We start from the raw sequence: 23046 nt of genomic DNA, 5'->3' as shown, positions 1-23046 counted from the left end.
GAAAAATATGAACAAATTAGCAAGTTTAGTTTTATTAGGCTGTATTGCCTTAACAGGATGTGACGATGCCGAGCAAGCCAAGAAAGATGCTAGCGAAGCAAAAGAAGAAGTAAAGCAAGCGCTAAATGACGCTTGGGGCGACGTAAAAGACGCCACCAATGAGTTTAATGACGACTCACTGCAAGAGTTACTCGAAGAAAGTAAGAAAATGGGCTTCAGCATGTATGACGACGGTAAAGAAATTGCCTTAGATGCATGGATTGAGAGTAAAGAAGCGGCTGGTGAGCTGTCTGAAAAAACCAAGCAAAAAGCAAAAGAACTGGCTGAAGAATTAAGAGAAGCGCGCGAAAAACGCGAGCAAGAGAAAAATAATTAAAAAGAAAGGGCAAGTATTTACTTGCCCTTTTTTGTTAGTGATTAAAGCTCAAATTCTTTTTTGAATTTTAATCCAAATTCACTACGGTCATTGCTGCGCATTACGCCAACAAAACCAGATTGTTGTAAACGGCCAACATCGTATACTTCGTTTAACACGTTCTCACCGTAAAGAGTCACTTCAAAGTCACCGTTCGGGTTTAAGTAAGAAATGTTGAAACCCACTAATTCACGAGAATCAATGTGTTCACTTTGGTTGTAAACTGACTGACCTTGCATATCGCTGCGGTATGAGTAATTAGCGTTTACTGCCACTGTGCCACCGTTACTTAAATCAATGAAATAAGAAGGTGCGACCATCACAGTCCAACGTGGTGTAAGTGCTGGTGAATCACCTTTACCAATACCTAAAACGCCGTCATCTACTTCTGTGATTTCTGAATCTAGGTAACCAATTGCGCTACGTAGCGTAAAGTCATCTGTAAACGCAATTGTTGTCTCAAGCTCGATACCTTGTGCTTTAGACTCACCGGCATTTTCTACGATAGTAACGAAACCGCCACCCGCAGTTGGATCTGAGAATGGTAATGCTAGGTCTGTGTAGTCAGTAACAAACACCGCAAGCATCATAGATACGTCTTCATGTACTTGACCTTTAAGGCCTAGCTCGTAGTTAATTGCTTTTGTTTCATCGAAAGAAACAAATTGATCAGGACCACCAAATGGACGCGGTGGGAAACCACCTGTTTGATAACCTTTTTGGATTTGGCCATACACGTTCATGTTATTGCTAAGCTGGTAAGACGCATTTAAATCCCATGTTACTGCATCAAAATCAGCACTTACGTATTTGCGTGTTGCAAACGTTGGGAATAAGGCATCGGCTTCTTTTTTATCTTTCGAATAACGTAGACCACCGCCCACAGTTAAATCGTCGCTTAGGTCATAGCTTGCATTGATATAAGCTGCGTATGAGTTAGTCTCTTGGTTGATATCAAAGTAACCATAATCACCAAAAGACGCTGTAGTACCATCATTCAAAAGGCCATCAGGTGTGTTGAATGGGCTAAATACAAACGGACCAGAACTTGTGAAGCCATCTTCATTAAAGAAGTACAAGCCAGATACAAAGTCCATGTTATCGAAGCTACCATTTAACTGGATTTCGAATGAATATTGATCTGCGCCGCCTTCTTCAGGGAATTCAGATAGGTTAAGGGCAACAGCGTCATCATCAAGACCACCTTCGTATTCTGAGCTACGGTAGCTTGTGATGAACTTAGCTGTGTACGTATTATTGATATCCCAATCAGCTGTTAATGAAGTACCCCAGCCTGAATAAGCCGTCGACTCAATACCCGCTACTGTTGATGCTAAATCATCAGGATCGCTTGGTAACATGTCTTCTGTAAGTAATGGGAAATCACCATTGAATGGATCATTCGGATCAAGTGGCGCCGTTAGCTCAATTGTGTATGGTGACTGGCCTGATTCGTTATCAACACCATCAATTGAGAAAACAAAAGATAAATCGCTGTTTGCTTGCCATTTAAGCGCCATACGACCACTTAATTCTTGCTCTTCACCAATTTCTTTTTCTGGGTTAGCAAGGTTAATCGCTTCACCTACACCATCGCGTTGCTTATAAGACACGCTTGCAGACATGCTTACAGTGTCGGTAAGGCTGTTGTTAAAGTAAACGTCACCGGCTAAACGACCACGGCTACCTACTTTTGCATTTGTAGTCACAATGCCTTCATCACCAGGTTGCTTAGTAATAATATTTACTGCACCACCTAATGTGTTACGACCATACAAAGTACCTTGTGGGCCACGTAATACCTCTACACGCTCAACATTTGGTAATGATAAGTTAGAGCCCATTTGGCGACCAAGGTAAACACCATCTAAGTAAACACCTACACCCGGATCAGTTGTGATCACGTGGTCTTGTAAACCAATACCACGAATAAACACAGATGCATGTGCCGCATTACCTACACCGTAACGAGTGATGTTTAGGTTAGGTACGTATTTACCGATGTCTTCTAGGTTGCTCATGTTCGCTTTATCAATCAGGTTTTCACCGATTGATGTCACTGCTGTTGGCGACTCAAAAATGCTTTCTGTACGCTTACGCGCTGTTACTTCGATTTTTTCGAAAGCATCTTGTTTAGCAGTGGTTTTTTCTTGCTCAGCAAAGGCTGAAGTAGATAATGCAGCAACGATGGCTACAGTTAACTGTGAGAGGTGACGTAATTTCAATTAAAACTCCAAAGGATACCGTGTGTGTATATTTTTACCCGTAAATTTCAGGCATAAAAAAAGACGCTTAGGTATAAGCATCTTTCCTCTGGAGGGGTATTATATGTCAGTTTTGTGAAAATATGTATAATTATTTTAATTTTTATCAAAAACTGTATAAATAAACCACATCACCTCCGTTTTTTCGAATTATAAGTTACTAAATTCTTTGTAAATTAGTAAATAAAAATAAATGTTTAGCACTATGTTATCGCTATAAACTTACTTGGTAACACAATTAAAATGAACGAAAAGTGAACATGTTTTTTATTGCTTTTCAATCAAGTAGAAACAAATTTCAGAAATTTCTCAGCTTCCAAAGAGTACCTAGCTCAGGTAATGTTAAATAAAGTGCAGCCAAGTTAGCAAAAGCTAACTAAACAAAAATGTGTGCAAAATTTTCCTCTGTTGGAATTTCACTTTTTAAACGTAATAATCAGTAACACAATTTACTTGTTATCATTTACCGATAGTTTTTGGCGTGAATATGGATTTTCTTTTTAATAAAAACGCAGCTGATTTTGTGTCACCTGCTTCGACTCTTCCTTACTGTATTGCGAACGATGATAAAACTCTGCTGCTTAATTACGACTCTTTAGACACTTTGACCAACCGTGAATTAATAAGCGAATTTATGAAGGCTCATGGCTATCATCATCTGGTGATTTTTAATATGCCTGATAGAGCGGACGTGCTGCCATTAAAAGACTGGCCAAAGTTAAAAGGGTTATTTTTTAAAAACACCAAAACAGATATTTTTGAACAAGGACTGCAAGAAATTAAAAAGGGAGCACTGTGGTTTCCAAGAATAGTGAGCGATAAATGGATGAGAGAAATGCTCGAAACTGAGCAAAAAAATCACATTCAATCAAATAACTTAACGTTTAAAGAATCTAAAGTGCTGCAATTGCTTTCTTCTGGCGCGAGCTGCCCTCAAATCGCCGATACTTTGTTTATTAGCGAAGCGACCGTGCGAGTTCACTTGCACAAGATTTACCAAAAAATTAATGTTAAAAACAAACAAAAAGCCTTGCAGTGGTGCGAAAGAAATATAGACAAACTCAATAAGCTTGCGGGCTAAATTGCAAGTGAATTGTACCTAGGTAATACCTCATAACTCTGTTTCCACCCTAGAGCCTATAACTTGATCTATACAGCTTTGCTCAAAGCTTTAGGTATTTTTGCAAAATAATTATTTAACTCTTTATCATTTGAGAAATTAGTTTTTGATTGAATAACAAACAAATAATGGTCTATGCTTTTACTTGACCCCATTTTGCAAGGAGCAAACTTTGAAAGTACTCACCCCCTTACGCGCTGCAATTTTAATGGCAGTCACAGCAGTCTCATTGACTGGTTGCCAGCTTACCTCAAGTGAACTACCTGCAATCAGTGATTCAGGAACAAAAAACTCAGGCCACGTTGTGTGGCATGATTTGATCACACCCAATTTGACACAATCTCAAGCATTTTATGGCAGTGTATTTGGTTGGCAATTCGAAGCCGTTAACGACAGCTATACGTTAGCATCATTAAACGGTAAGTTAATTGCAGGCATGGCTGAACTTGATAATAATCAAAATGCCAGCCACTGGCTCAGCCTTATCAGTAGTAAAGACATCGCTGCCGTCAGCGAAAAAACGATCGCTGCCGGTGGTAAAGTATTAGTAAGCAATACCGAAATCAAAGGTCGTGGCACTATTGCTGTATTAGAAGACCCCCAAGGGGCTGTTTTTTCACTGATCAATACCGTTAATGGCGACCCTGAAACTCATCAAACTGATAATGGCTGGATTTGGCAAGAAGTATGGAGTGATAACCCGGAGCAAAGTAAAGCCTTTTACCAATCGCTTGGGGATTATTCAGCACAAAGTAAACCGCTTAACAATGGAAATTACAGTTACTTAGCCTTAAATGGCACACCTGCGATTGGCTTTGTAAAAAAACCAGATGCCGAGATAGGTAACACATGGGTGAATTACATTAAAGTAGCCGATGTTGACGCGACCCTATTAAAAGTAACCGCGGCAGGCGGCATAGTCCTAATGGCACCAAATGACAAAGTACGAAGTGGCAGCGTCGCAATTATTCGTGATCCAGCGGGTGCTGGTATTATAATTCAGGAGCAAATGTAATGAATAAAAAAATGATTCGCTTAGCTGCTCTTGCAGCTGCAATGTTAGCTTTAAATGCCTGCACCCCCTATGCAAGCTTAGATATTAATGCGCCGTTTAAAGTAGGCCCTGTGTACGTTAACCCAAGTATTGGCATTGGCGGTACACTTTAATCAATTTCAGGGCGCTGAGCTGTAAACAAAGCGCCCTATTCATTAGTGTTTTACTTTTAACCGCTGAACTCGTGTAAGCACATCTTCAGCCTTGGCGCCTAGGTAAACGTAAATTGCCAGTGCAATCAACAGACCTACTACAGCAAACATCATCAATACAGCAGGTATAACATACTCAGTTTGCCCGAGTGCAGCTTTAAACATGGTTAGCAAGGCTTCTATCGATACTGCAATCAAAATTGTTGAGATAAAACGTGTGATCGTACGTCTTGTTGAGCTGTGGCGAAAAATATCCTTATGCATGAGGATTTCTTCTTCTAGAATTGTTTTACCTAAATCAAAAATAGCCAACGCTAAAGTAACAAAGATAATAATGGTAAATGGTTTTAGTGGGTCTGACTGAGTGTCTTCGCTTATGACTAAGTCCACCATTCCAGCAAACACTTTATATAGCAGGTAGAACACCAAACAGAACAAGCAAGCGACAATCAAGCCATAACCGACCTTAAAGTAAGGTGTCATTCTGGCTCGCTTAGTGTCTCCCATAATAAACTCAATAAGCTCTGTTAAACACACATCGATAACCAAAAAGTGCTGTTCATCGTTGCCTGAAGGGATTGTTTTGATCACTGAAATACAAAGATGTTTAGTCGCAGTCGAAATATACGGCGAAGTAAAGTGCGGTACGGGCGCAGCAGAGGCGACTAAAAAATAAGGTCGAGCGCTCAAATCTTGCCCAGCCCCAACATGACCCAGTTTCTTTTTGTATTGACGCTTAAAACAAACATTATCACCTTGCTGAATGCCTTGCTCATTCAAACAATATTGTAATTCTAGGAATGGGTATTGGTTGACGAGCTGTTGATATGCTTGCTTATTAGTCAACGATGCTTGAACACTGGCAAGTATAGAAAGAAGAAGTTCATGAATAAGCTGTTGCTGCTCTTCATAGCGTTCTATAGCACTTAAATAACTCATTCTAGCCATCTTGCTTCCTCAAAGTAGTGATACCAATTCTAGTTAAGCAAGGAAGGCTCCAATTTTTATTTCACCTAATAATCAATTAGTTAATTTCGTGCAGAGGAATAACATTAGAATAAAAGCACTATAAAGGTGCGCATTTTGTTTTATGAAGCACTAAAACGAAAAAAGCCGTAACTCAGTGAGTTACAGCTTTTTAATTTTGGTGCGGATGGGGGGACTTGAACCCCCACGGCCGAAGCCACCACCCCCTCAAGATGGCGTGTCTACCAATTCCACCACATCCGCATACAATTCTGTATGTTGTTAAGCTTAACGTTTACTTGAGGAGTGAAAACTGCTTAACGAGAATTAGCAAAGCTAATTAGTTAGGTACGTCAGACGTTTTATCTTCTGTCGCAGGCACATCAGATTGTGCTGGCGTTACAGTTTCAACAGCTGGCGCTTTTTCTATGACTTCCCACTTATCTGTCTCTTTAATTTGACCTGCAGTAAGGTTGCCTAGAACAATACTTAGTACGAAGAAAATCGTCGCTAAGATTGTTGTTGTTTTAGTCATGAAGTTACCAGCACCTGATGAGCCAAACACGGTACCAGAAGCGCCGGCACCAAATGATGAACCCATATCTGCGCCTTTACCTTGTTGGATTAAAACCATACCAACTAATGCTAAAGCAACAATTAAATAAACTACTAATAAAATTTCGTACATCTTATACGGTCCCTTTTGCACTTTCACAGATAGCAGTAAATGAATCTGCTTTAAGACTGGCGCCACCAATAAGGCCGCCGTCTATATCTGGTTGTGCAAATAATAATTCGCTATTTTTTTCATTCACGCTACCACCATATAAGATGGTTAACTGCTGTGCTACGTCGCTATCCGAAGAAGCAACCTTCTCACGGATAAACTTGTGCACGGCTTGCGCTTGCTCAGGAGAGGCAGTCTTACCTGTGCCAATGGCCCAAACGGGCTCGTATGCTACCACAGAATTCTTCAGTGCTGCTACACCTAATTTGCTAATTACAGCATCAATTTGAGCTGCAACCACTAATTCAGTTTCGTTTGCTTCACGTTGCTGCTCACTTTCACCCACACATAGGATAGGAGTTAAGCCAACTTGCTGCGCTCGCGCAAACTTATCTGCAACAACATCATCTGATTCACCGTAAATGCTACGACGTTCAGAATGGCCAACTAGCGTGTAAGTTGCGCCTAAGTCTTTTACTAACTGAGCATCTACTTCACCCGTAAATGCGCCAGGTTGGTTTTCAGAGACTGTTTGCGAACCAAACGTTACGTTTTGTTGCTGCAAAGAACTCAACAATGGGAATGGTGGAAACACCACTATATCCAGTTCATCCGATTGAACATTTTTGATAGCAGTTGATAACTGTTCAACAAGCTCTAGAGAGCCGTTCATTTTCCAATTACCTGCGACCATCGGCTTACGTGTTGCCATTATTCCACTCCACATTAGAAAGCGGGCAAGATACTAACTCGACTTGCCCAAAGTTACAAGAGGTTATTGTTATGCCTGGGTTTGTTTGCTCACAGTTTCGACAACCTCGGCTATTTTACGTGCGCTATCAAGGACAACTTTTTCCTGCTCAGCTTCAACCATTACTCGAACAACAGGCTCTGTACCTGATTTTCGAAGTAATACTCGGCCTGTATCACCTAACTGTTCTTCAACGTGCGCTACCATATCAACTACAGCTTGATCTTGTGTTGGATCGGTACCTTGTGGATAACGAACATTGATCATTTTCATTGGGTATTTTGTAAAACCAGCCCCTAAGTCTTGCAATGTTTTATTCTGCGCAACCATTGCTGCTAACACTTGCAAGCTTGAGATAATGCCATCACCCGTGCTGATTAAATCAAGGTTTAACACGTGACCTGAGCTTTCACCGCCGATTTTCCAGCCATTTTCTTGCAGTAGTTCCATTACGTAACGGTCGCCTACTTTACTGCGAGCGAAACCAATACCGCGCGCTTTTAAGGCATTTTCAAGGCCCATGTTTGACATCACAGTGCCAACGACACCACCACCTAAAATATCGTCATTTGCAGCTTGGCAAGCAATGATATAAACAATGTCATCACCATCAAATACACGCCCATTGTGGTCTACCATCATTACTCGGTCACCATCACCATCGTAAGCAATACCAACATCAGCATTATGCTCTAAAACCTTACGTTTAAGCGTTTCAACATGAGTAGCACCACACTCAAGGTTGATATTTACCCCGTTTGGCTCGCAGGCGTGACAGATTACTTCAGCGCCTAACTCACGCATTACTGATGGTGCAATGTGGTATGTAGCACCATTTGCGCAATCGAGTACTATTTTTAAACCTTCTAGCGATAATCCTTGTGGGAATTGGCTTTTACAAAACTCAATGTAGCGACCATCAGCTGTTTCTAAACGACGCGCTTTACCAAGCTTGTCAGAGGCAACGCAGGTCATTGGCTCATCCATCATAGCTTCTATTTCAAGCTCTACTTCATCAGGTAGTTTTAAGCCTCTGCTTGAAAAGAATTTAATACCGTTATCATGGTAAGGGTTATGAGATGCACTAATCACAATACCCGCTTCAGCACGGAACGTTTGCGTTAAATAAGCAACCGCTGGCGTTGGCATTGGCCCTAACAAAACAACATCAATACCAGCAGCAATCAAACCTGCCTCAAGTGATGTTTCGAGCATATAGCCAGAAATACGGGTGTCTTTACCAATAATGACCTTTTTAGTGCCTATTTTCGATAATACACGGCCTGCAGCCCAACCTAGCTTTAGCGCAAATTCTGGAGTGATTGGGTACTCACCAACCATGCCTCTTACACCGTCCGTGCCAAAATATTTTCTTGTTTTACTCATTTGTAATTCCTTTAGTACATGCTTGCCAAACGTTAAGCACATCAACTGTTTCTTGTACGTCATGAACGCGAATGATTTTAGCACCATTTTGTGCTGCAATCAGCGCGCCGGCAAGGCTTCCCGCTAAGCGTTCATGTGTGTCTCTATTTAATAAATTACCGATCATTGATTTACGAGATAACCCCGCAAGAACCGGTAATTTGAATTGGTTAAATACATCAAACTTATTTAAGATTTCGTAATTATGAGCCAGTGTTTTACCAAAGCCAAAACCTGGGTCTAAAATAATACGCTCAGGCTGAATGCCCGCTTGCTCACACGTTGCTAAACGCTCTGCAAAGAATTCATTAATATCATTAAACAAGTCATTATAATGTGGGTTACTTTGCATAGTGCGAGGCTGACCTTGCATATGCATTAAGCAAATTGCCACCTCTGGGTATTGTGCCAATACCTCTACCGCCCCAAACTCCTGTAATGCTCTGACATCATTGATTATGTCAGCCCCTGCAATTATTGCTTGGCGCATTACTTCACTTTTGCTGGTATCAATCGAAATAATACAATCACTGCTTGCTCTGAGCGCTTTAACTAAAGGAATAACGCGTTCAAGCTCATCTTCAAGAGAAACATCAGGTGCCCCTGGACGAGTTGACTCGCCACCTATATCAATTATTTTTGCACCTTGATTTAATAATGTTTGAGCTTGTTTGACAGCGCTGTCTAGTTGGCAGTAACTTCCACCATCAGAAAATGAATCAGGAGTGACATTTAGAATCCCCATCACCACTGGGGAATCGAGGTGTAAAATACGACCTCGGGGTAACTTAAGAGCGGTCATTTTTACCTTCAAACTTCCATGCATTTGCTCAACAACGTTAGTGAGCCTATTTTATGCTTAAAAAAAAGCCCCGGCATCCGGGGCTTTTGCTTTTTATATTTTAACGACTATTCAGGTTTGTCATCAAGGCTTGTTTCATCCTTTTTTACTGAATCATCCGCTTTTGTCTCATTAACAATAGGCTCAGCTTTCGCACTAGGCTTTTTATCATCTGAGCGACGGTCATGAACATCACGTGGCTCACGAACAGGCTGACGTGCCATTAAGTCATCAATTTGACCCGCATCAATCGTTTCGTATTTCATTAGTGCATCTTTCATCGCATGTAATATATCAATATTATCTTTAAGGATTTGCTCTGCACGTTGATAGTTACGATCTGAGAATAAACGAACTTCTGTGTCGATCACTTTTGCTGTTTCATCAGACATGCTCATAGAACGGCTACCGCCGCCACCCATGTACATTTCGTTTTGATCTTCAGCGTAAAGTAATGGACCTAGTTTTTCACTTAGACCCCATTGGGTAACCATTTTACGAGCAATATCTGTTGCACGCTCAATATCGTTACTTGCACCGGTTGTCACTTTATCTTCACCGTAGATCAGCGCTTCAGCAATACGACCACCGTAAAGACTAGAGATCATTGACTCTAAAAGCTCTTTTGAGTGGCTCACACGGTCTTGCTCAGGCAAGTACATAGTAACACCAAGTGCTCGTCCACGAGGAATGATAGACACTTTATAAACTGGATCATGTTCAGGTACCATACGACCAACAATCGCGTGACCCGCTTCATGGTAAGCAGTCATTTCTTTTTCCTGCTCACTCATCACCATGGTCTTGCGCTCTGCACCCATCATGATTTTATCTTTTGCAGCGTCAAACTCTGCCATGCTTACAACGCGTTTGTTACCACGAGCTGCATATAACGCGGCTTCGTTAACTAAGTTTGCAAGGTCAGCACCAGAGAAACCTGGCGTACCACGCGCAATAACTGCGGCTTCTACGTTGTCGCCTAGTGGTACTTTACGCATGTGAACTTTAAGAATTTGTTCACGACCACGAATATCAGGAAGACCAACAACAACTTGGCGGTCAAAACGACCAGGACGTAATAACGCAGGGTCTAATACATCTGGGCGGTTCGTTGCAGCGATAACGATAATACCTTCGTTACCTTCGAAGCCGTCCATTTCAACAAGCATTTGGTTAAGTGTTTGCTCACGTTCATCGTGACCACCACCCATGCCAGCGCCACGTTTACGGCCTACTGCATCGATTTCATCAATAAAGATGATACAAGGTGCTGCTTTTTTAGCTTGCTCGAACATGTCACGTACACGTGATGCACCAACACCTACAAACATTTCTACGAAATCAGAACCTGAAATTGTGAAAAACGGCACTTTAGCTTCACCAGCTACTGCTTTAGCAAGTAACGTTTTACCCGTACCAGGAGGACCAACCATCAACACGCCTTTCGGGATGCTACCACCTAGCTTTTGGAATTTTGATGGGTCACGTAAGAAATCAACCAGCTCAGTTACATCTTCTTTCGCTTCGTCACAACCAGCAACATCAGCAAAAGTAGTTTTAACTTGGTCTTCACTCATCAGGCGCGCTTTACTCTTACCGAAAGACATTGCGCCTTTACCGCCTCCACCTTGCATTTGACGCATGAAGAAAATCCACACACCAATAAGCAGTAACATCGGGAACCAAGAGATTAAAATGCTAGCGAGGAATGACTGCTCTTCTGGCTTAACGCCTTTTACATTAACGTTGCTTTTTAAAAGATCATTCAAGATGTCTTTATCATACATTGGCATGATTGTTTGAAAGCGCTCACCATTTGATTTAGTACCAGTAATCGTACCTGTGGTGCTTTCAATTGAGACTTCTTGGATAGCGCCACTACGAGCGTCGCTAACAAATTGAGTGTAACTTGTTTGGCGATCTGCCTGATCACCACCATTAAAGCTCTGAAACACTGACATTAGCACTACTGCAATGACCAGCCAGAGTATTAGATTTTTCGCCATATCGCTCAAGGAGTTAACCTCTTGTATCCAATTAATTTAAATTCAACTTAACGCAGCACAACTGTACTACAGTTTGTAGCCTGTCGCCACTATATAAACTTCCCGAGAACGGGCGCGTGATGCATCGGGCTTTCTAATTTTAACCGCTTTAAAGCTATTACGTACTTCCTGCAAGTATTGATCAAATCCTTCGCCTTGGAAGACTTTGACACAAAATGCGCCATTTTTCTTTAAAACTTGGTGGCACATATCTAATGCCAACTCAACTAAGTACATACTACCAGCTTGGTCAACAGATGTATTGCCACTCATATTTGGCGCCATATCAGAAAAAACTACATCAACATTTTTTCCATCAATACGCGTTAAAAGCGCATCAAGCACCGCTTCTTCACGAAAATCGCCTTGTAAGAAGTCAACACCTGCTAAGGAATCCATAGGTAAGATATCACACGCAATTACTTGACCTTTATCACCTACTTTTTCTGCTAAATATTGCGACCAACTACCTGGCGCAGCACCTAAATCAACCACCGTCATCGATGGTTTGATTAATTTATCTTTGTTTTGAATTTCGTCTAATTTGAATACCGCACGAGAGCGCCAACCTTTCTTTTGCGCTTCGTGAACATAAGGATCGTCGAAATGTTCTTTCAGCCAACGCTTAGAACTGGCTGAATGTTTTTTATTTGCCATAAAATTAATACGTAACTAATTAGTAATATTCTCTAGATGGCGTTAGAATACCCTTAATTCAAGCCATATTCAGCAAAATTTGTAACATGATGAAATTATCGAACAAACAAAAGCAGTTTTTAAAAGGCCAAGCGCACAGTTTAAAACCTGTTGTATTACTTGGTGCAAACGGATTAACCGAAGGCGTTTTAGTTGAAATCCAAAGCGCTCTAGAAATTCATGAGCTAATCAAAGTTAAAGTTCCTACAGATGAACGTGAAACTAAAGCATTGATTTTTGATGCAATTGTTCGCGAGACAGGCGCAACAAAACTACAAACAATTGGCCATACAATTGTATTGTATCGCCAAAGCGAAGAGAAAAAGATTCAATTACCACGCGGTTAATACTGCCTTGTGAAATTTCGAATCAGAAAAAGCCAGCATATTTGCTGGCTTTTTTGTAGGCAAAAATAATTTTGCATTAATTTGTAACTAAACTTTATTTGCTAGACTATTTTTGCTCTCGTGTGTACTTAAGAACCCGATTAATAAATTCAGTGGTTAGCTCATTAATTAACCCTGTTTCAGCATTTAGAACTAAGCTAAACCCTATATTTAGATGCGGGAATACTACAATATCGCTGCGATAACCTTGTACCCAACCACTGTGGTAATAAAGTACTTCATCATCATAGTTATAAACACGCCAGCCCAATCCATAGTATGCGTCTTTAACATGACTTCGCCAAACTCGGCGACGAGTTTCTTTTTTTGTATGTGTATAAGGACGGGTTTGCTTAATCAGTGCGTCTAGTGGAAGTACGTCAGGGTATTGTCCTAATTGGGCATTTAACCAAATAGCCATATCATTTGCGCTGGCATTCACACCTGCAGCGGCGGGGACTTTATAGTAGTTCTTCTTTAATCGTGATGTATACCATCGCTTTCTGCCGCGTACATGAGGGTGAGCATAATTATTATCTTTAACCATTCCCTCAAAACCAACACTGGCATCCACCATTTTTAATGGCGCAAAGATATATTCAGAAATCCAATGAGAGTAATCCATCTGTGTCGATTGATAAATCACAGAGTCAATCAAACTAAACATCACATTTTGATAACCGTAGCACTCACTTGGTTTACAAATAGGCTCAACAGTCAATAGTCGCTCGACAATGTCTGGGTAACTCATACGCGACTCAATCAAGTTATCGTATGCATTAGGTACCAAACCACTAGAATGACTAAGAATATGATAAATTTTTAAGTCATCTTTGTAAGCTGTATTAGAAAAAGCAGGAATAAACTTACTTATAGGGTCGTCAATATTAAACTCTCCTTGCGCTGCAAGCTTTGCGGTTAATGAGCCCGCAAAGGTTTTAGAGACTGACGCCAATCGAAAGCGGGTATGTTTATCGACTCTGCGACCTTTTTCTATTTTTGTTCGGCCAATACCGTTAATAAAATCTTCATGACCAATATTTACAATCGCCAGTGAGCCACCTGGGATCCCTTTGCTTCTTAACTTACGAGTAAGGTGTTTATTATAATCAGCAACGAAAGTTTGCCATTGCTTATCACTCGAAGCAGCTTCACCACTTACTAAAAGCAGTAACAAAGAAAAAAGAAAAAGAATTAAAGATAAGCTGTACTTCATTATTTATTTTTTTAAGTCTGTTTAGGAAGTTTCTTATAACATAATATCATGAACTTTTGCCTCGACTAACGTACAATACGCTTAATCTTAATTTTTTATGGGTAGACTATTTTTCATGCGCTTACTTGTAGTTTTGTTTTTTACTTTAATTTCAGCTGGTTGCGCCCTTAAACCAGAACCAGCTCCATTACTTTCGATGCCAAAGAAACCAAGCTTACAAAGCCAACGTTTTCAACTTGAATATCAAACAGAGCATGCAGCTCCTAAAGTGAAGTCAGTACAGTTGCCTGCACATACAGTGAGTAAAAACCAAACTGTGGTGATAATTGCCGACAAAACTAGCGTGACAGATACCCTATATGGTCAGCTTACAGAAGCGCTCACAGCTAAGCAGTTAAAAGTAGTTAAAGAAGGTGCTCAAGCAGACTATACCCTATCTATTCACCAACTTGACCTTGAGCTTATAGAAGACACAGAATATCAATTGGTAACACCACAAAAGCCTCTGCCTTTATTCGATGAAGTTGCAAAACAGTTTCCAGTTCAGCAATGTGCAACTATTTTAGGTCAAGTAAGCATGCGCTTAACTCACAAGAAAACAGGTGATGTTGTGTGGTTTGCAAAGTCATCAATTGACAGCGCAAGCTTTCACCGTGAGCCACTGATTTATAGTTTTGAACAACAGCAGCTAATAAATAATGAACTTGAAGTAGCGAGTTTTGTACATGAACAAAACTCAGAACAAGCGCGTATGGCGCGCATTAATCAAGAAGTGACGATTCCTGCTTATCAAACTATCACGCAAATGACCGCGTTTAAAAAAGAGCAAGGCCCGTGTAACCGTACAGAAATTAGTGCGCTTACGCCTATGATGCAGTACTACCTGAGCAGTATTTTAATTGATAAAATTAAGGTTCAGTAACAGACTTTTGCTGTTTGTCTGCCCATAGGCAAACAGCTTCCCTTCTTGAATTTGCAACACTTTCTTACACATCTAATTCCTACTAGTACATTTTTTTACAGATTACAGGAACTCCTTAACAATATACTATAAGCTATTACCCTTTCTCACAGACAAGGAAGCAACGTTGCGAGCTTACAGTGCCCTATTATTGATATGTTTAATCTTGCTTAGTAACACAAGCCAAGCAAGTAACCGCTATTATGCAGACAATACTCTAGAACCAAGCCAAGGCTTTGCATGGGACTGGGGCATCGGGTTAGGTTACTACATTGAAGATTCTTACCTTGTAGGCATGGATTCATACAATGATGGCATAGAGCCAGATGTACACCTCGCTGTTTCATACGACAGCTTTTACCTCGATTACGATCAAAGCCAACTTAGCGGCGGTTTAACCCTAGGTTACAGTGTTATCGATAAGTTTGAATGGGGCTTAGATATTGTCGGCACCAACGTTCAATCTGGTTTTGATGAAACAGGACTGAACATTTATGGTAACGATGTTATCGAAGAGCTTGAAGGGATCAGAACACGCGACTACGATTTTGATGTCGGCCTTCGCCTATCGCGCCGATTTGAAAATTCGCAAATATCATTTGAGTACTTACATGATATTTCAGGAGCACACAATGGCTGGGTGATGAATTCGTTTTTTAGCCAGATCATCCCTTGGCGAAATTGGGAGTTCCGCTCTGGCGTTGGCTTAAGTGCCTACTCAGAAGACTTTACAAATTACTACTTTGGCATTTCAGAAGCTGAAGCGCTAGAAACTCGCCCTATATATAACCCAGATACCTCTTACAGCCTTATTTTTGAATTTCATGCAGAATACCCAATTAACAGACATTGGGTGTTTTTAACTGGTTGGTTATCGACTTGGTTTTCAAACGATATTCACCAAAGCCCTATAATTTCTCAAGAGTATCAGCATAAAGCCAAGGTAGGCGTGCGTTATGTTTTCTAAGTATTATTTGTGCTTTACCTTATTACTGTCAGGGCCATTACTCGCTGAACAGCAGCCTGCAAATGAGAAAAATTTAAAAAATGAATTAGTTGCACTGCCCGACACTTGCGTAGCGCTACGTGAAGGCAGAAATTGCTATACAGAAGTTGATATAACATGGCATCAGCAGCAAGTTGGTAACTACTGCTTACGTAATACGCAAAGCAAGCACATTATTCAGTGCTGGTTGATGCAACAAAAAGGCTTATTTAGATACCAATTTGATTCAGCGCAAACCATAGGTTTTGAACTTATAAGCAGTGATAACGGTAAGGTTGTCGCAAGCACTGAAATACAATTACAGTGGGTCTATCAAAATCGTCAGAAGAAACGTCGTTGGCGACTGTTCTAAGCAGGAGTAAATAATGGAACATTACGGAACTATCTTATTAGTAGAAGATGATATTTCTCTCGCCAATTGGGTTGCGGAGTATTTAATTGAACAAGGCTACCAAACAACCATATGCCAACGTGGCGACCAAGTGGTTGAACAGGTGCGTAAAACAAACCCAGACTTAGTTTTGTTAGATATTATGCTGCCTGGTCAAGACGGTATAAGTGTATGCCGTGATTTAAGACAGTTTTATCAGGCCCCGATTATTATGCTAACAGCGCGTGATGATGAAATGGATGAAGTGATTGGCCTTGAAGTAGGTGCCAGTGATTACATGATGAAACCCGTTCGCCCTCGCGCTTTATTAGCTCGAATTAAAGCGGCACTTCGCTCTAAATCAGATACACAAGAATCTACAGCAAACTCAGAACTTATCAATGTGGGTAAATTATCAATCAATACTGAGTCACGTACTGTATATTTAGCAAACGAAGAAGTACATATTTCAAGCGCTGAGTACCTTTTACTAAACTATCTAGCCAGTAATGCAGGCCAAGTAGTATCCCGTGACGCAGTATTTAAGGCGACTAAGGGCCGCGAGTATGACGGCTTGGACAGGAGCGTGGATGTGCTGATTTCATCATTACGTAAAAAATTTAATGATGACCCACAGCACCCTGAAAAAATTAAGACCATATGGGGCAAAGGCTATTTACTTGTAGCCACTGCTTGGCAATAACGACTCGCGCCTGTGAAAAAGTTCTATATCTCACTACTCGGCAGTGCCCTGCTATCAATCATTGTTTTGGGTTGGCTAATTGATGCTTTTAGCCAACAAACCCAAGCACCTCAGGATGTGTTTTCTAGCGAAACGCAAATGATTAAAGGCTTTGCAAAACAACTCGCTAAGCATGATGCTAAAGATCGTGAGCGGGCTATTACAGGAATTAACAGTGACTTTGCTGTGCAACTTGAGTATCGCCCTACGCAGTCACTTGCGCTACCTCATTCATTGTTAGCACAAATAACCCAACCTAGTGGTCTCATACTCGAAGATCAACAAGGCTATTACTTACTTTATAGTGAAGCCGCTTTAGGTACGCATCATCTAAAAATGCGTTTAGATAAAGACTTAACACACGAGCAAGGCAACGATGTATTACTCACCTTGTTATTCTACGCTGGGTTATGCGTATTTATGGGCTTTATTATTGCGCCACTTGCCAAGCGTTTAACGGTATTAAACGAAGCCGCACAACGCTTTGCTAAAGGTGATTTAAAAAGCCGTATTCACTTATCTCACTTTACCTATATCAAAGATGTTGAGCTGACATTTAACCGTATGGCGAGTCAAATTGAAAAACTCCTTGATGAAAATAAGTTAATGGCATCAAGTTTATCTCACGATATTCGCACACCTATCGCCTGCTTACGATTTGGTCTAGAGGCAGCGCAAGATTGTAGCAATGACGAAAAACGCCTTGAGTATCTTGCTCGAATGGAAAACGACTTAGATCAAATGGAGTCAATGCTAAAAAGTTACTTGGCATTTGCAACCCTTGAGCAAAAAGCGAATCAGTTGACCTTTAATCATTCTGATCTAGAAACCTATATTCTTACCTTAATTCATCAAATTGAGCCTAAGCTTGAACAACAAAGTTTGCGCATTAATCACTTCGTTGAAGGCGGTGATATTTGTGCTGATTTACACTGGTTAGCTCGGGCCATTGTTAATTTATTAAGTAATGCCTGCGACTTTGCCGAATCTGAAATTTTACTCAGTGCAACCAGTACCAGTGGATCCGTTACCATAAAGATTGAAGATGACGGCCCTGGTGTCAGCGAACAAAACTGGCAAAAAGTATTTAGTCCATTTTTCCAAGAACAAACACATCGAAATCGGGATGGAGAAAGCTACGGGCTTGGCCTTGCAATCGTCGCGAAAGTTGTTGATTGGCATCATGGCACGGTCGAAGTATCAAAAAGTAAGCAGCTAGGTGGCGCGTGTTTTAGCATAACCATCCAAAATAAAAGCCACTAAAGCGGTTTCATTTGTGTTAATTGTTTCGTATTGTAATGCGCAATTGCACGAATTCTACGCTGACAACTCGCACATAACGAAGAACAACGAAAATGCGGATGATTAACCCTTTTTATTTAGTGTTAATTCGAGTAGATTGTCAGCGCCGTCACAAATAGAGAAGTAACAATAATATGAGCGCATCACGTGGGGAGTTCAGCTCCCGCTTTGGATTTATTATGGCTGCAGCAGGCTCTGCTGTTGGCTTAGGAAACATTTGGGGTTTCCCAACACAAACTGCAAGTAATGGCGGTGCCGCGTTTTTAGTGGCTTATTTAGTGTTAGCATTTTGTCTTGCTTATCCTGCTTTAATGGCTGAGTTAGTAATTGGTCGTCATGGTCAAGCTAATGCCGTCACTTCACTTCGAAAAGTAACGAATCAAGCATGGCAAAAGAAGTTCGCCTTCATGGTAGGTTTTGGCGGTATTATTTGTGCGGGTCTAATCCTAAGCTTCTATGCGATTGTGGCTGGCTGGATGCTGAGTGCGACCCTCGAACCCGTTGCGCAATTAGCCGGGCAAGAGCAAGCTGGTACTTGGCTTAGTGAGCAGTCACTATCAAGAAACCTTATATTCACTGGCGTATTTATTATTTTAACCGTTTCGATTATCTCTAAAGGCGTAGAAAACGGCATCGAAAAATGGTCTAAGCGCTTAATGCCTGCCCTGTTAGGTATTTTGTTTATGCTAATCATCTATGTAATGACTCAAGATGGCGCAATGGAAGGTCTAAAAGCGTATTTAGTGCCAGACTTTTCATCGATTTTAAACCCTGAGTTATTAGTTAATGCATTAGGGCAAGCATTTTTCTCATTGTCGCTCGGTACTAGCGTAATGATCATCTACGGCTCATACATTAGCAAAAAAGAAAACTTAGTATCGCTAGGTGCTTATGTGACTTTGATTGATGTATTCATTGCGTTTGTAGCCGGTTTACTGATTATTCCAGCTATGTATGTTGCTCAAGCTCAAGGCGTACAAATTTTCTCTGCCGAGGGCGCACTACTTTCAGAAGACACCTTAGTATTCCAAGTGCTGCCGGCACTATTCACCAGCATGGGTGATGTGGGTATTTTTGTAGGCTTTGCATTTTTTGCGTTAATGAGTATTGCGGCATTAACGTCATCAATATCTATGCTAGAAGCACCTGTTTCGTATGCTGTTGAACGCTTTGCATTAAAGCGTGTGCAAGCAACATGGATAATTGGCGGTATCATTGCACTCATTAGTTTTACAATTGTCTTTAACTTAGGCACGTTATTTGGCTTTGTGATCACTTTAACCACTAAGATTGGTCAACCTATTCTAGGCTTAATGTGTTGTATTTTTGTTGGTTGGATTTGGCATCGCGCGTCATTGCTAAAAGAAATTCAACAAGGGTGCCCTGAAGCTGCCAATAGTTTCTTCTGGAAAGTATGGCCATGGTATATCAAGTTTATTTGCCCACTAGCCATTTCACTCGTATTTGCTAACTCTCTGTTAAGCTAATAAATATTTATGTTTGAAGTGGCCGTTTGGGCTACTTCAAACACATATCCTGATGTGGAATGCCATCTTCTAAGTAATCATCACCCACATTTTCAAAACCAAATTGCTGATAAAACCCTGTTAAATAACACTGAGCACCAATCATAATCGCTTTGTTAGGCCAATGCCCTTTACATGTGTCTATCGCGGTTTGCACTAGCTTGGTTGCGAGTCCTTCACCACGAAATTGCGCTGCTACCAGCACTCGACCAAATGCGCTAAATTGCTCATTCTTTTCATAGCATCGTGCATAGGCTGCCACTTGCTGATCTTTAAACAAGAACACGTGCTGGGTCAGTTCATTGTTATCTACTTCATCAATTTCTGGGTAAGGGCACGTTTGCTCTACCACAAATACATCAACACGCGCCCGTAAGATGGCAAATAACTCATCTTTACTGAGTTCGCTATAACTTTTAACAGAAAACATAACTCTCCTTTTTGAAGACAAAAAACCCAGCCGTAGCTGGGTTTTAACTAACTTAATAGCAGTTAGCCTAAGCAAATAATCGTTCTAGCTGATCACACAGCTGCGATAGATTGACATGATCATGCTCAATTGTTAAATCGACATAACCATCCCCTCTAAAGGCACGGTCAAGCTCAATGAGTACATGAGTTTTGTGCGCTTCAGGAACAAACGACAACTCTATCTCTTGTAGACCAAATAGGCTTCGGCTATTTGGTCGATACTCTAGCTCTTGATAACAACCCGAATGTGATTGGAATGTAGGTGCTCTTAAGAAGCCTTTTTCAACATCCGCTTTTACAAGACTAAAGCCAAGTCTATCCATCGCTTCCATTAACGTGCTTACGGCATCGTTAGGATAAATGTGAAGTGCATCACGATCTGTTGGATCAAGCGCTAAATCGATATCTAGACCTGTTTCAAGCCATACATGTGATTGGTTATAACCAGCGTTAATTTCGGTCATCGGTGTTTCTGAATGCAGGCGTGCTTCAAATGGAATATGTTTTTCCGCGCCCGCTGCAATCGTGCCGATATCTGTAATTCGCCACTTTTCAATCACATGGTTTGTAAAGTACTCACCATCTTCACCTTCGACTTTAACACGCGTCATCAGTGCTAAGTCTAAACCCGATATGTCTTGATCAACATCGCCGCCTTTAATAACTATCACGGCATTAAATTTTTGACCCGGTTGTAAGTGCTCTGTCTCAAGTACAGTGTCAACTTTTGCTGCACCAATACCTACTGATGCAAGGATTTTCTTAAACATCTTTTCTCCTTAAGCCAGCTGCTAACCTATGGCTTAAATTCCTTTGTTAATGCATCTTAACCACAATTAAAAGCTAATGTCAGCGAAAAAATGATGCTTTTGGCGGATTAATCAATAAATCATGTATAAGTGCTTATTTTTTGAACTCTTACTGTCTGATATTGTTTTCCAATAACAAATATTTCGCTACACTCCTAACAAATGAAGTCAAAAGAAAAACTATGGAACTAATCTACTTTGCTACCGCGTTCGTTTGTGGCTTTGCTGTTTATCAGTTAAGGCTCCCCCCTCTTATCGGCTTTTTGTTAGCGGGTTTTGCACTTAACCTATATGGATATAAGACAACCGAGCTGCTGAATACGTTGGCAAGCCTGGGTGTTACTTTGTTATTGTTTAGCATTGGTCTTAAGCTCAAAGTCTCAAACTTAATGAAACCACAAGTTTGGGCACCCGCTTCAATGCATATCGTTTTGAGCAGTACGCTATTTAGTGGTTTTATGTTGTTGCTTGGTGCCCTTGCACTGCCATTATTTAACGAACTCACTTGGCAAAGTGCATTGTTAGTCGGTTTTGCTTTTAGCTTCTCTAGCACTGTTTTTGCCGTAAAAGTACTTGAAGAACGCGGTGAAATGGCAAGCCTCCATGGTAAAATCGCCATTGGTATTTTGGTTATGCAAGATATCTTTGCCGTTATCTTCTTAGCCATCAGCACAGGTAAAGCACCGAACATTTGGGCTTTGGCATTATTAGTGGGTTTACCTATTTTACGCCCAGTGATGTTTTGGGTATTAAATCGCTCAAAACACGGTGAGTTATTACCCCTGTTCGGCTTTTTCTTTGCGCTCGTTATTGGCTATCAAGCCTTCGAATTTTCAGGTCTTAAAGGTGATTTAGGTGCGTTGATTATCGGTATGATGTTCGCGTCGCACAAAAAAGCCGGTGAATTATCAAAATCACTTCTTAATTTAAAAGACGTGTTACTGGTTGGCTTTTTCTTAAATATTGGTTTGAATGCTGAGCTGACCAGCCATGCCGTGATTGTTGCACTCATCATTATTTTAGTCTTGCCATTAAAAGTTGCACTTTATTATGTGCTAACAAACATATTCAAATTACGTGCTCGCACTTCATTATTAAGCGCATTTAGCTTAGCTAATTACAGTGAATTTGGCTTGATTGTCTGCGCTGTTGCAGCCACCAGCAATATGATCACATCTGAATGGCTAGCCGTGATGGCTATCGCTGTGTCAATCACCTTTATTTTAGCTTCGCCATTGAACAAACGCTCAAATGAAGTGTATGTGAAAATAGAACATTGGCTGCTTAAATTTGAAAGCGATAGCCGTCTTGCCGAAGAGTTACCCGTAAATTTAAATGACACTAAAATCGTTATATTTGGTATGGGCCGAATTGGTACAGGTGCCTATGAAACAATCAGTCAAACTCACCCTGACCTTGTTGCTGGAATTGATATTAAGCCAGATGTTGTTGACAAACATATTACCCGAGGCCGCCGTGTGTTACTTGCTGATGCCACTGACCCTGATTTTTGGCAGCGGGTAAACCACTCACATGTGGGTATGGTGATGCTTGCAATGCCAAAACATATGCAAAATATTTTTGCCTTAGAACAACTTCGTGCCTCTGGTTATGAGGGTCAAGTTACGGCAATTGCAAACTATCCAGATCAGCAAAAAGAACTAGAAGATATGGGGGTCGACTCTACTTATAACTTCTATTTAGAAGCGGGTAGCGGCTTCGCAGAGCATGTAAAACAGAAACTTTTCTCTTAATGTAAAAAATAATTCTTGGTACCTTTACATGGTACTGAGAATTATTT

The 23046-nt window shown here is 40.8% G+C and carries 23 protein-coding genes and 1 tRNA gene; 12 read left to right on the top strand and 12 right to left on the bottom strand.

All coding sequences use genetic code 11. The features are described 5' to 3' along the window. Positions 1 to 7: 7 nt before the first annotated feature. Positions 8 to 376 (top strand): hypothetical protein, encoded by a 369-nt coding sequence (locus KQP93_RS06335; protein WP_217876379.1) that lies wholly within the window; start codon positions 8 to 10, stop codon positions 374 to 376. Between the two features lie 41 nt (positions 377 to 417). Here the strand turns inward: KQP93_RS06335 and KQP93_RS06330 are convergent, their stop codons facing one another. Further along, positions 418 to 2640, bottom strand: a complete 2223-nt coding sequence (locus tag KQP93_RS06330) for a TonB-dependent receptor (protein WP_217876378.1) — start codon at positions 2638 to 2640, stop codon at positions 418 to 420. 526 nt (positions 2641 to 3166) lie between these two features. On the opposite strand from KQP93_RS06330, the gene KQP93_RS06325 reads away from it, so the two are divergent. The 3 genes from KQP93_RS06325 to KQP93_RS06315 all read left to right on the top strand — a co-directional run bounded on the left by KQP93_RS06325 (position 3167) and on the right by KQP93_RS06315 (position 4966). After that, positions 3167 to 3760 (top strand): LuxR C-terminal-related transcriptional regulator, encoded by a 594-nt coding sequence (locus tag KQP93_RS06325; protein ID WP_217876377.1) that lies wholly within the window; start codon positions 3167 to 3169, stop codon positions 3758 to 3760. A gap of 211 nt (positions 3761 to 3971) precedes the next feature. Next, positions 3972 to 4814: a VOC family protein gene (locus tag KQP93_RS06320; RefSeq protein ID WP_254907721.1), complete on the top strand. Its 843-nt coding sequence runs from the start codon at positions 3972 to 3974 to the stop codon at positions 4812 to 4814. Continuing rightward, the gene (locus KQP93_RS06315; RefSeq protein ID WP_167350228.1) at positions 4814 to 4966 is read left to right on the top strand and encodes a hypothetical protein; all 153 of its coding nucleotides are present in this window, start codon (positions 4814 to 4816) and stop codon (positions 4964 to 4966) included. The genes KQP93_RS06320 and KQP93_RS06315 overlap by 1 nt, the downstream gene beginning before the upstream one ends. Before the next feature lie 42 nt (positions 4967 to 5008). On the opposite strand, the gene KQP93_RS06310 is transcribed toward KQP93_RS06315, so the two are convergent. From KQP93_RS06310 to rlmE, 8 genes are all read right to left on the bottom strand, one after another. Then, positions 5009 to 5953, bottom strand: coding sequence for a general glycosylation pathway protein (locus KQP93_RS06310; protein WP_217876376.1), 945 nt, complete (start codon positions 5951 to 5953; stop codon positions 5009 to 5011). A 197-nt stretch (positions 5954 to 6150) separates the two neighbouring features. Continuing rightward, positions 6151 to 6235: transfer RNA gene (locus KQP93_RS06305), tRNA-Leu, on the bottom strand. A gap of 76 nt (positions 6236 to 6311) precedes the next feature. After that, positions 6312 to 6659, bottom strand: coding sequence for a preprotein translocase subunit SecG (gene secG, locus KQP93_RS06300; protein ID WP_217876375.1), 348 nt, complete (start codon positions 6657 to 6659; stop codon positions 6312 to 6314). A gap of 1 nt (position 6660) precedes the next feature. Next, positions 6661 to 7410 (bottom strand): triose-phosphate isomerase, encoded by a 750-nt coding sequence (gene tpiA, locus KQP93_RS06295; protein ID WP_217876374.1) that lies wholly within the window; start codon positions 7408 to 7410, stop codon positions 6661 to 6663. 69 nt (positions 7411 to 7479) lie between these two features. After that, positions 7480 to 8835: a phosphoglucosamine mutase gene (gene glmM / locus KQP93_RS06290; RefSeq protein WP_055196995.1), complete on the bottom strand. Its 1356-nt coding sequence runs from the start codon at positions 8833 to 8835 to the stop codon at positions 7480 to 7482. After that, a complete protein-coding gene (gene folP, locus KQP93_RS06285) occupies positions 8828 to 9676 on the bottom strand; it encodes a dihydropteroate synthase (protein ID WP_217876373.1) in 849 nt (282 codons plus the stop codon). The genes glmM and folP overlap by 8 nt, the downstream gene beginning before the upstream one ends. Before the next feature lie 107 nt (positions 9677 to 9783). After that, positions 9784 to 11721 carry an ATP-dependent zinc metalloprotease FtsH gene (gene ftsH / locus KQP93_RS06280; protein WP_254907720.1) on the bottom strand — a complete coding sequence of 646 codons (1938 nt, stop codon included), beginning with the start codon at positions 11719 to 11721 and terminating at the stop codon, positions 9784 to 9786. A gap of 66 nt (positions 11722 to 11787) precedes the next feature. Continuing rightward, positions 11788 to 12417 carry a 23S rRNA (uridine(2552)-2'-O)-methyltransferase RlmE gene (rlmE, locus tag KQP93_RS06275; protein ID WP_054551703.1) on the bottom strand — a complete coding sequence of 210 codons (630 nt, stop codon included), beginning with the start codon at positions 12415 to 12417 and terminating at the stop codon, positions 11788 to 11790. An 89-nt stretch (positions 12418 to 12506) separates the two neighbouring features. Between rlmE and yhbY the strand changes: the two genes are divergently transcribed. Continuing rightward, complete coding sequence (gene yhbY / locus KQP93_RS06270; RefSeq protein WP_217876748.1) at positions 12507 to 12803, top strand: ribosome assembly RNA-binding protein YhbY; 297 nt, start codon at positions 12507 to 12509, stop codon at positions 12801 to 12803. Positions 12804 to 12909: 106 nt separating this feature from the next. Here the strand turns inward: yhbY and KQP93_RS06265 are convergent, their stop codons facing one another. Next, complete coding sequence (locus KQP93_RS06265) at positions 12910 to 14058, bottom strand: serine hydrolase domain-containing protein (RefSeq protein WP_217876371.1); 1149 nt, start codon at positions 14056 to 14058, stop codon at positions 12910 to 12912. Between the two features lie 115 nt (positions 14059 to 14173). On the opposite strand from KQP93_RS06265, the gene KQP93_RS06260 reads away from it, so the two are divergent. The 6 genes from KQP93_RS06260 (at position 14174) to KQP93_RS06235 (ending at position 19926) form a co-directional block, all read left to right on the top strand. After that, positions 14174 to 14980: a hypothetical protein gene (locus tag KQP93_RS06260; RefSeq protein ID WP_217876370.1), complete on the top strand. Its 807-nt coding sequence runs from the start codon at positions 14174 to 14176 to the stop codon at positions 14978 to 14980. A 205-nt stretch (positions 14981 to 15185) separates the two neighbouring features. Next, positions 15186 to 15986 (top strand): MipA/OmpV family protein, encoded by an 801-nt coding sequence (locus KQP93_RS06255; protein ID WP_254907719.1) that lies wholly within the window; start codon positions 15186 to 15188, stop codon positions 15984 to 15986. After that, entirely contained in the window at positions 15976 to 16377 is a 402-nt protein-coding gene (locus KQP93_RS06250; RefSeq protein WP_217876368.1) for a DUF3019 domain-containing protein, read from the top strand. The genes KQP93_RS06255 and KQP93_RS06250 overlap by 11 nt, the downstream gene beginning before the upstream one ends. Positions 16378 to 16390: 13 nt before the next feature. After that, complete coding sequence (locus tag KQP93_RS06245) at positions 16391 to 17098, top strand: response regulator transcription factor (protein WP_217876367.1); 708 nt, start codon at positions 16391 to 16393, stop codon at positions 17096 to 17098. Positions 17099 to 17110: 12 nt separating this feature from the next. Continuing rightward, positions 17111 to 18400 (top strand): ATP-binding protein, encoded by a 1290-nt coding sequence (locus KQP93_RS06240; protein WP_217876366.1) that lies wholly within the window; start codon positions 17111 to 17113, stop codon positions 18398 to 18400. Between the two features lie 173 nt (positions 18401 to 18573). Next, positions 18574 to 19926 (top strand): sodium-dependent transporter, encoded by a 1353-nt coding sequence (locus tag KQP93_RS06235; RefSeq protein WP_217876365.1) that lies wholly within the window; start codon positions 18574 to 18576, stop codon positions 19924 to 19926. 31 nt (positions 19927 to 19957) lie between these two features. On the opposite strand, the gene KQP93_RS06230 is transcribed toward KQP93_RS06235, so the two are convergent. Both KQP93_RS06230 and KQP93_RS06225 read right to left on the bottom strand, forming a co-directional pair. Continuing rightward, positions 19958 to 20395: a GNAT family N-acetyltransferase gene (locus KQP93_RS06230; RefSeq protein WP_217876364.1), complete on the bottom strand. Its 438-nt coding sequence runs from the start codon at positions 20393 to 20395 to the stop codon at positions 19958 to 19960. A gap of 67 nt (positions 20396 to 20462) precedes the next feature. Further along, positions 20463 to 21206, bottom strand: a complete 744-nt coding sequence (locus KQP93_RS06225; RefSeq protein ID WP_217876363.1) for a sporulation protein — start codon at positions 21204 to 21206, stop codon at positions 20463 to 20465. Positions 21207 to 21427: 221 nt separating this feature from the next. On the opposite strand from KQP93_RS06225, the gene KQP93_RS06220 reads away from it, so the two are divergent. Continuing rightward, the gene (locus KQP93_RS06220; protein ID WP_217876362.1) at positions 21428 to 22999 is read left to right on the top strand and encodes a cation:proton antiporter family protein; all 1572 of its coding nucleotides are present in this window, start codon (positions 21428 to 21430) and stop codon (positions 22997 to 22999) included. The last annotated feature ends 47 nt before the right edge of the window (positions 23000 to 23046 follow it).

This window comes from Pseudoalteromonas shioyasakiensis (assembly GCF_019134595.1).
GTDB classification, from domain to species: domain Bacteria; phylum Pseudomonadota; class Gammaproteobacteria; order Enterobacterales; family Alteromonadaceae; genus Pseudoalteromonas; species Pseudoalteromonas shioyasakiensis_A.
This window is presented reverse-complemented; position numbering and strand designations above follow the sequence as displayed.

Excerpts from the sequence above, each read along its gene's own strand:
- KQP93_RS06225 (WP_217876363.1), bottom strand. The coding sequence starts at position 21,206 with ATGTTTAAGAAAATCCTTGCATCAGTAGGTATTGGTGCAGCAAAAGTT.
- KQP93_RS06265 (WP_217876371.1), bottom strand. The coding sequence starts at position 14,058 with ATGAAGTACAGCTTATCTTTAATTCTTTTTCTTTTTTCTTTGTTACTG.
- glmM (WP_055196995.1), bottom strand. The coding sequence starts at position 8,835 with ATGAGTAAAACAAGAAAATATTTTGGCACGGACGGTGTAAGAGGCATG.
- secG (WP_217876375.1), bottom strand. The coding sequence starts at position 6,659 with ATGTACGAAATTTTATTAGTAGTTTATTTAATTGTTGCTTTAGCATTA.
- ftsH (WP_254907720.1), bottom strand. The coding sequence starts at position 11,721 with ATGGCGAAAAATCTAATACTCTGGCTGGTCATTGCAGTAGTGCTAATG.
- yhbY (WP_217876748.1), top strand. The coding sequence starts at position 12,507 with ATGAAATTATCGAACAAACAAAAGCAGTTTTTAAAAGGCCAAGCGCAC.
- rlmE (WP_054551703.1), bottom strand. The coding sequence starts at position 12,417 with ATGGCAAATAAAAAACATTCAGCCAGTTCTAAGCGTTGGCTGAAAGAA.
- KQP93_RS06235 (WP_217876365.1), top strand. The coding sequence starts at position 18,574 with ATGAGCGCATCACGTGGGGAGTTCAGCTCCCGCTTTGGATTTATTATG.
- KQP93_RS06315 (WP_167350228.1), top strand. The coding sequence starts at position 4,814 with ATGAATAAAAAAATGATTCGCTTAGCTGCTCTTGCAGCTGCAATGTTA.
- KQP93_RS06245 (WP_217876367.1), top strand. The coding sequence starts at position 16,391 with ATGGAACATTACGGAACTATCTTATTAGTAGAAGATGATATTTCTCTC.
- KQP93_RS06230 (WP_217876364.1), bottom strand. The coding sequence starts at position 20,395 with ATGTTTTCTGTTAAAAGTTATAGCGAACTCAGTAAAGATGAGTTATTT.
- tpiA (WP_217876374.1), bottom strand. The coding sequence starts at position 7,410 with ATGGCAACACGTAAGCCGATGGTCGCAGGTAATTGGAAAATGAACGGC.
- KQP93_RS06220 (WP_217876362.1), top strand. The coding sequence starts at position 21,428 with ATGGAACTAATCTACTTTGCTACCGCGTTCGTTTGTGGCTTTGCTGTT.
- KQP93_RS06325 (WP_217876377.1), top strand. The coding sequence starts at position 3,167 with ATGGATTTTCTTTTTAATAAAAACGCAGCTGATTTTGTGTCACCTGCT.
- KQP93_RS06335 (WP_217876379.1), top strand. The coding sequence starts at position 8 with ATGAACAAATTAGCAAGTTTAGTTTTATTAGGCTGTATTGCCTTAACA.
- KQP93_RS06250 (WP_217876368.1), top strand. The coding sequence starts at position 15,976 with ATGTTTTCTAAGTATTATTTGTGCTTTACCTTATTACTGTCAGGGCCA.
- KQP93_RS06310 (WP_217876376.1), bottom strand. The coding sequence starts at position 5,953 with ATGGCTAGAATGAGTTATTTAAGTGCTATAGAACGCTATGAAGAGCAG.
- KQP93_RS06260 (WP_217876370.1), top strand. The coding sequence starts at position 14,174 with ATGCGCTTACTTGTAGTTTTGTTTTTTACTTTAATTTCAGCTGGTTGC.
- folP (WP_217876373.1), bottom strand. The coding sequence starts at position 9,676 with ATGACCGCTCTTAAGTTACCCCGAGGTCGTATTTTACACCTCGATTCC.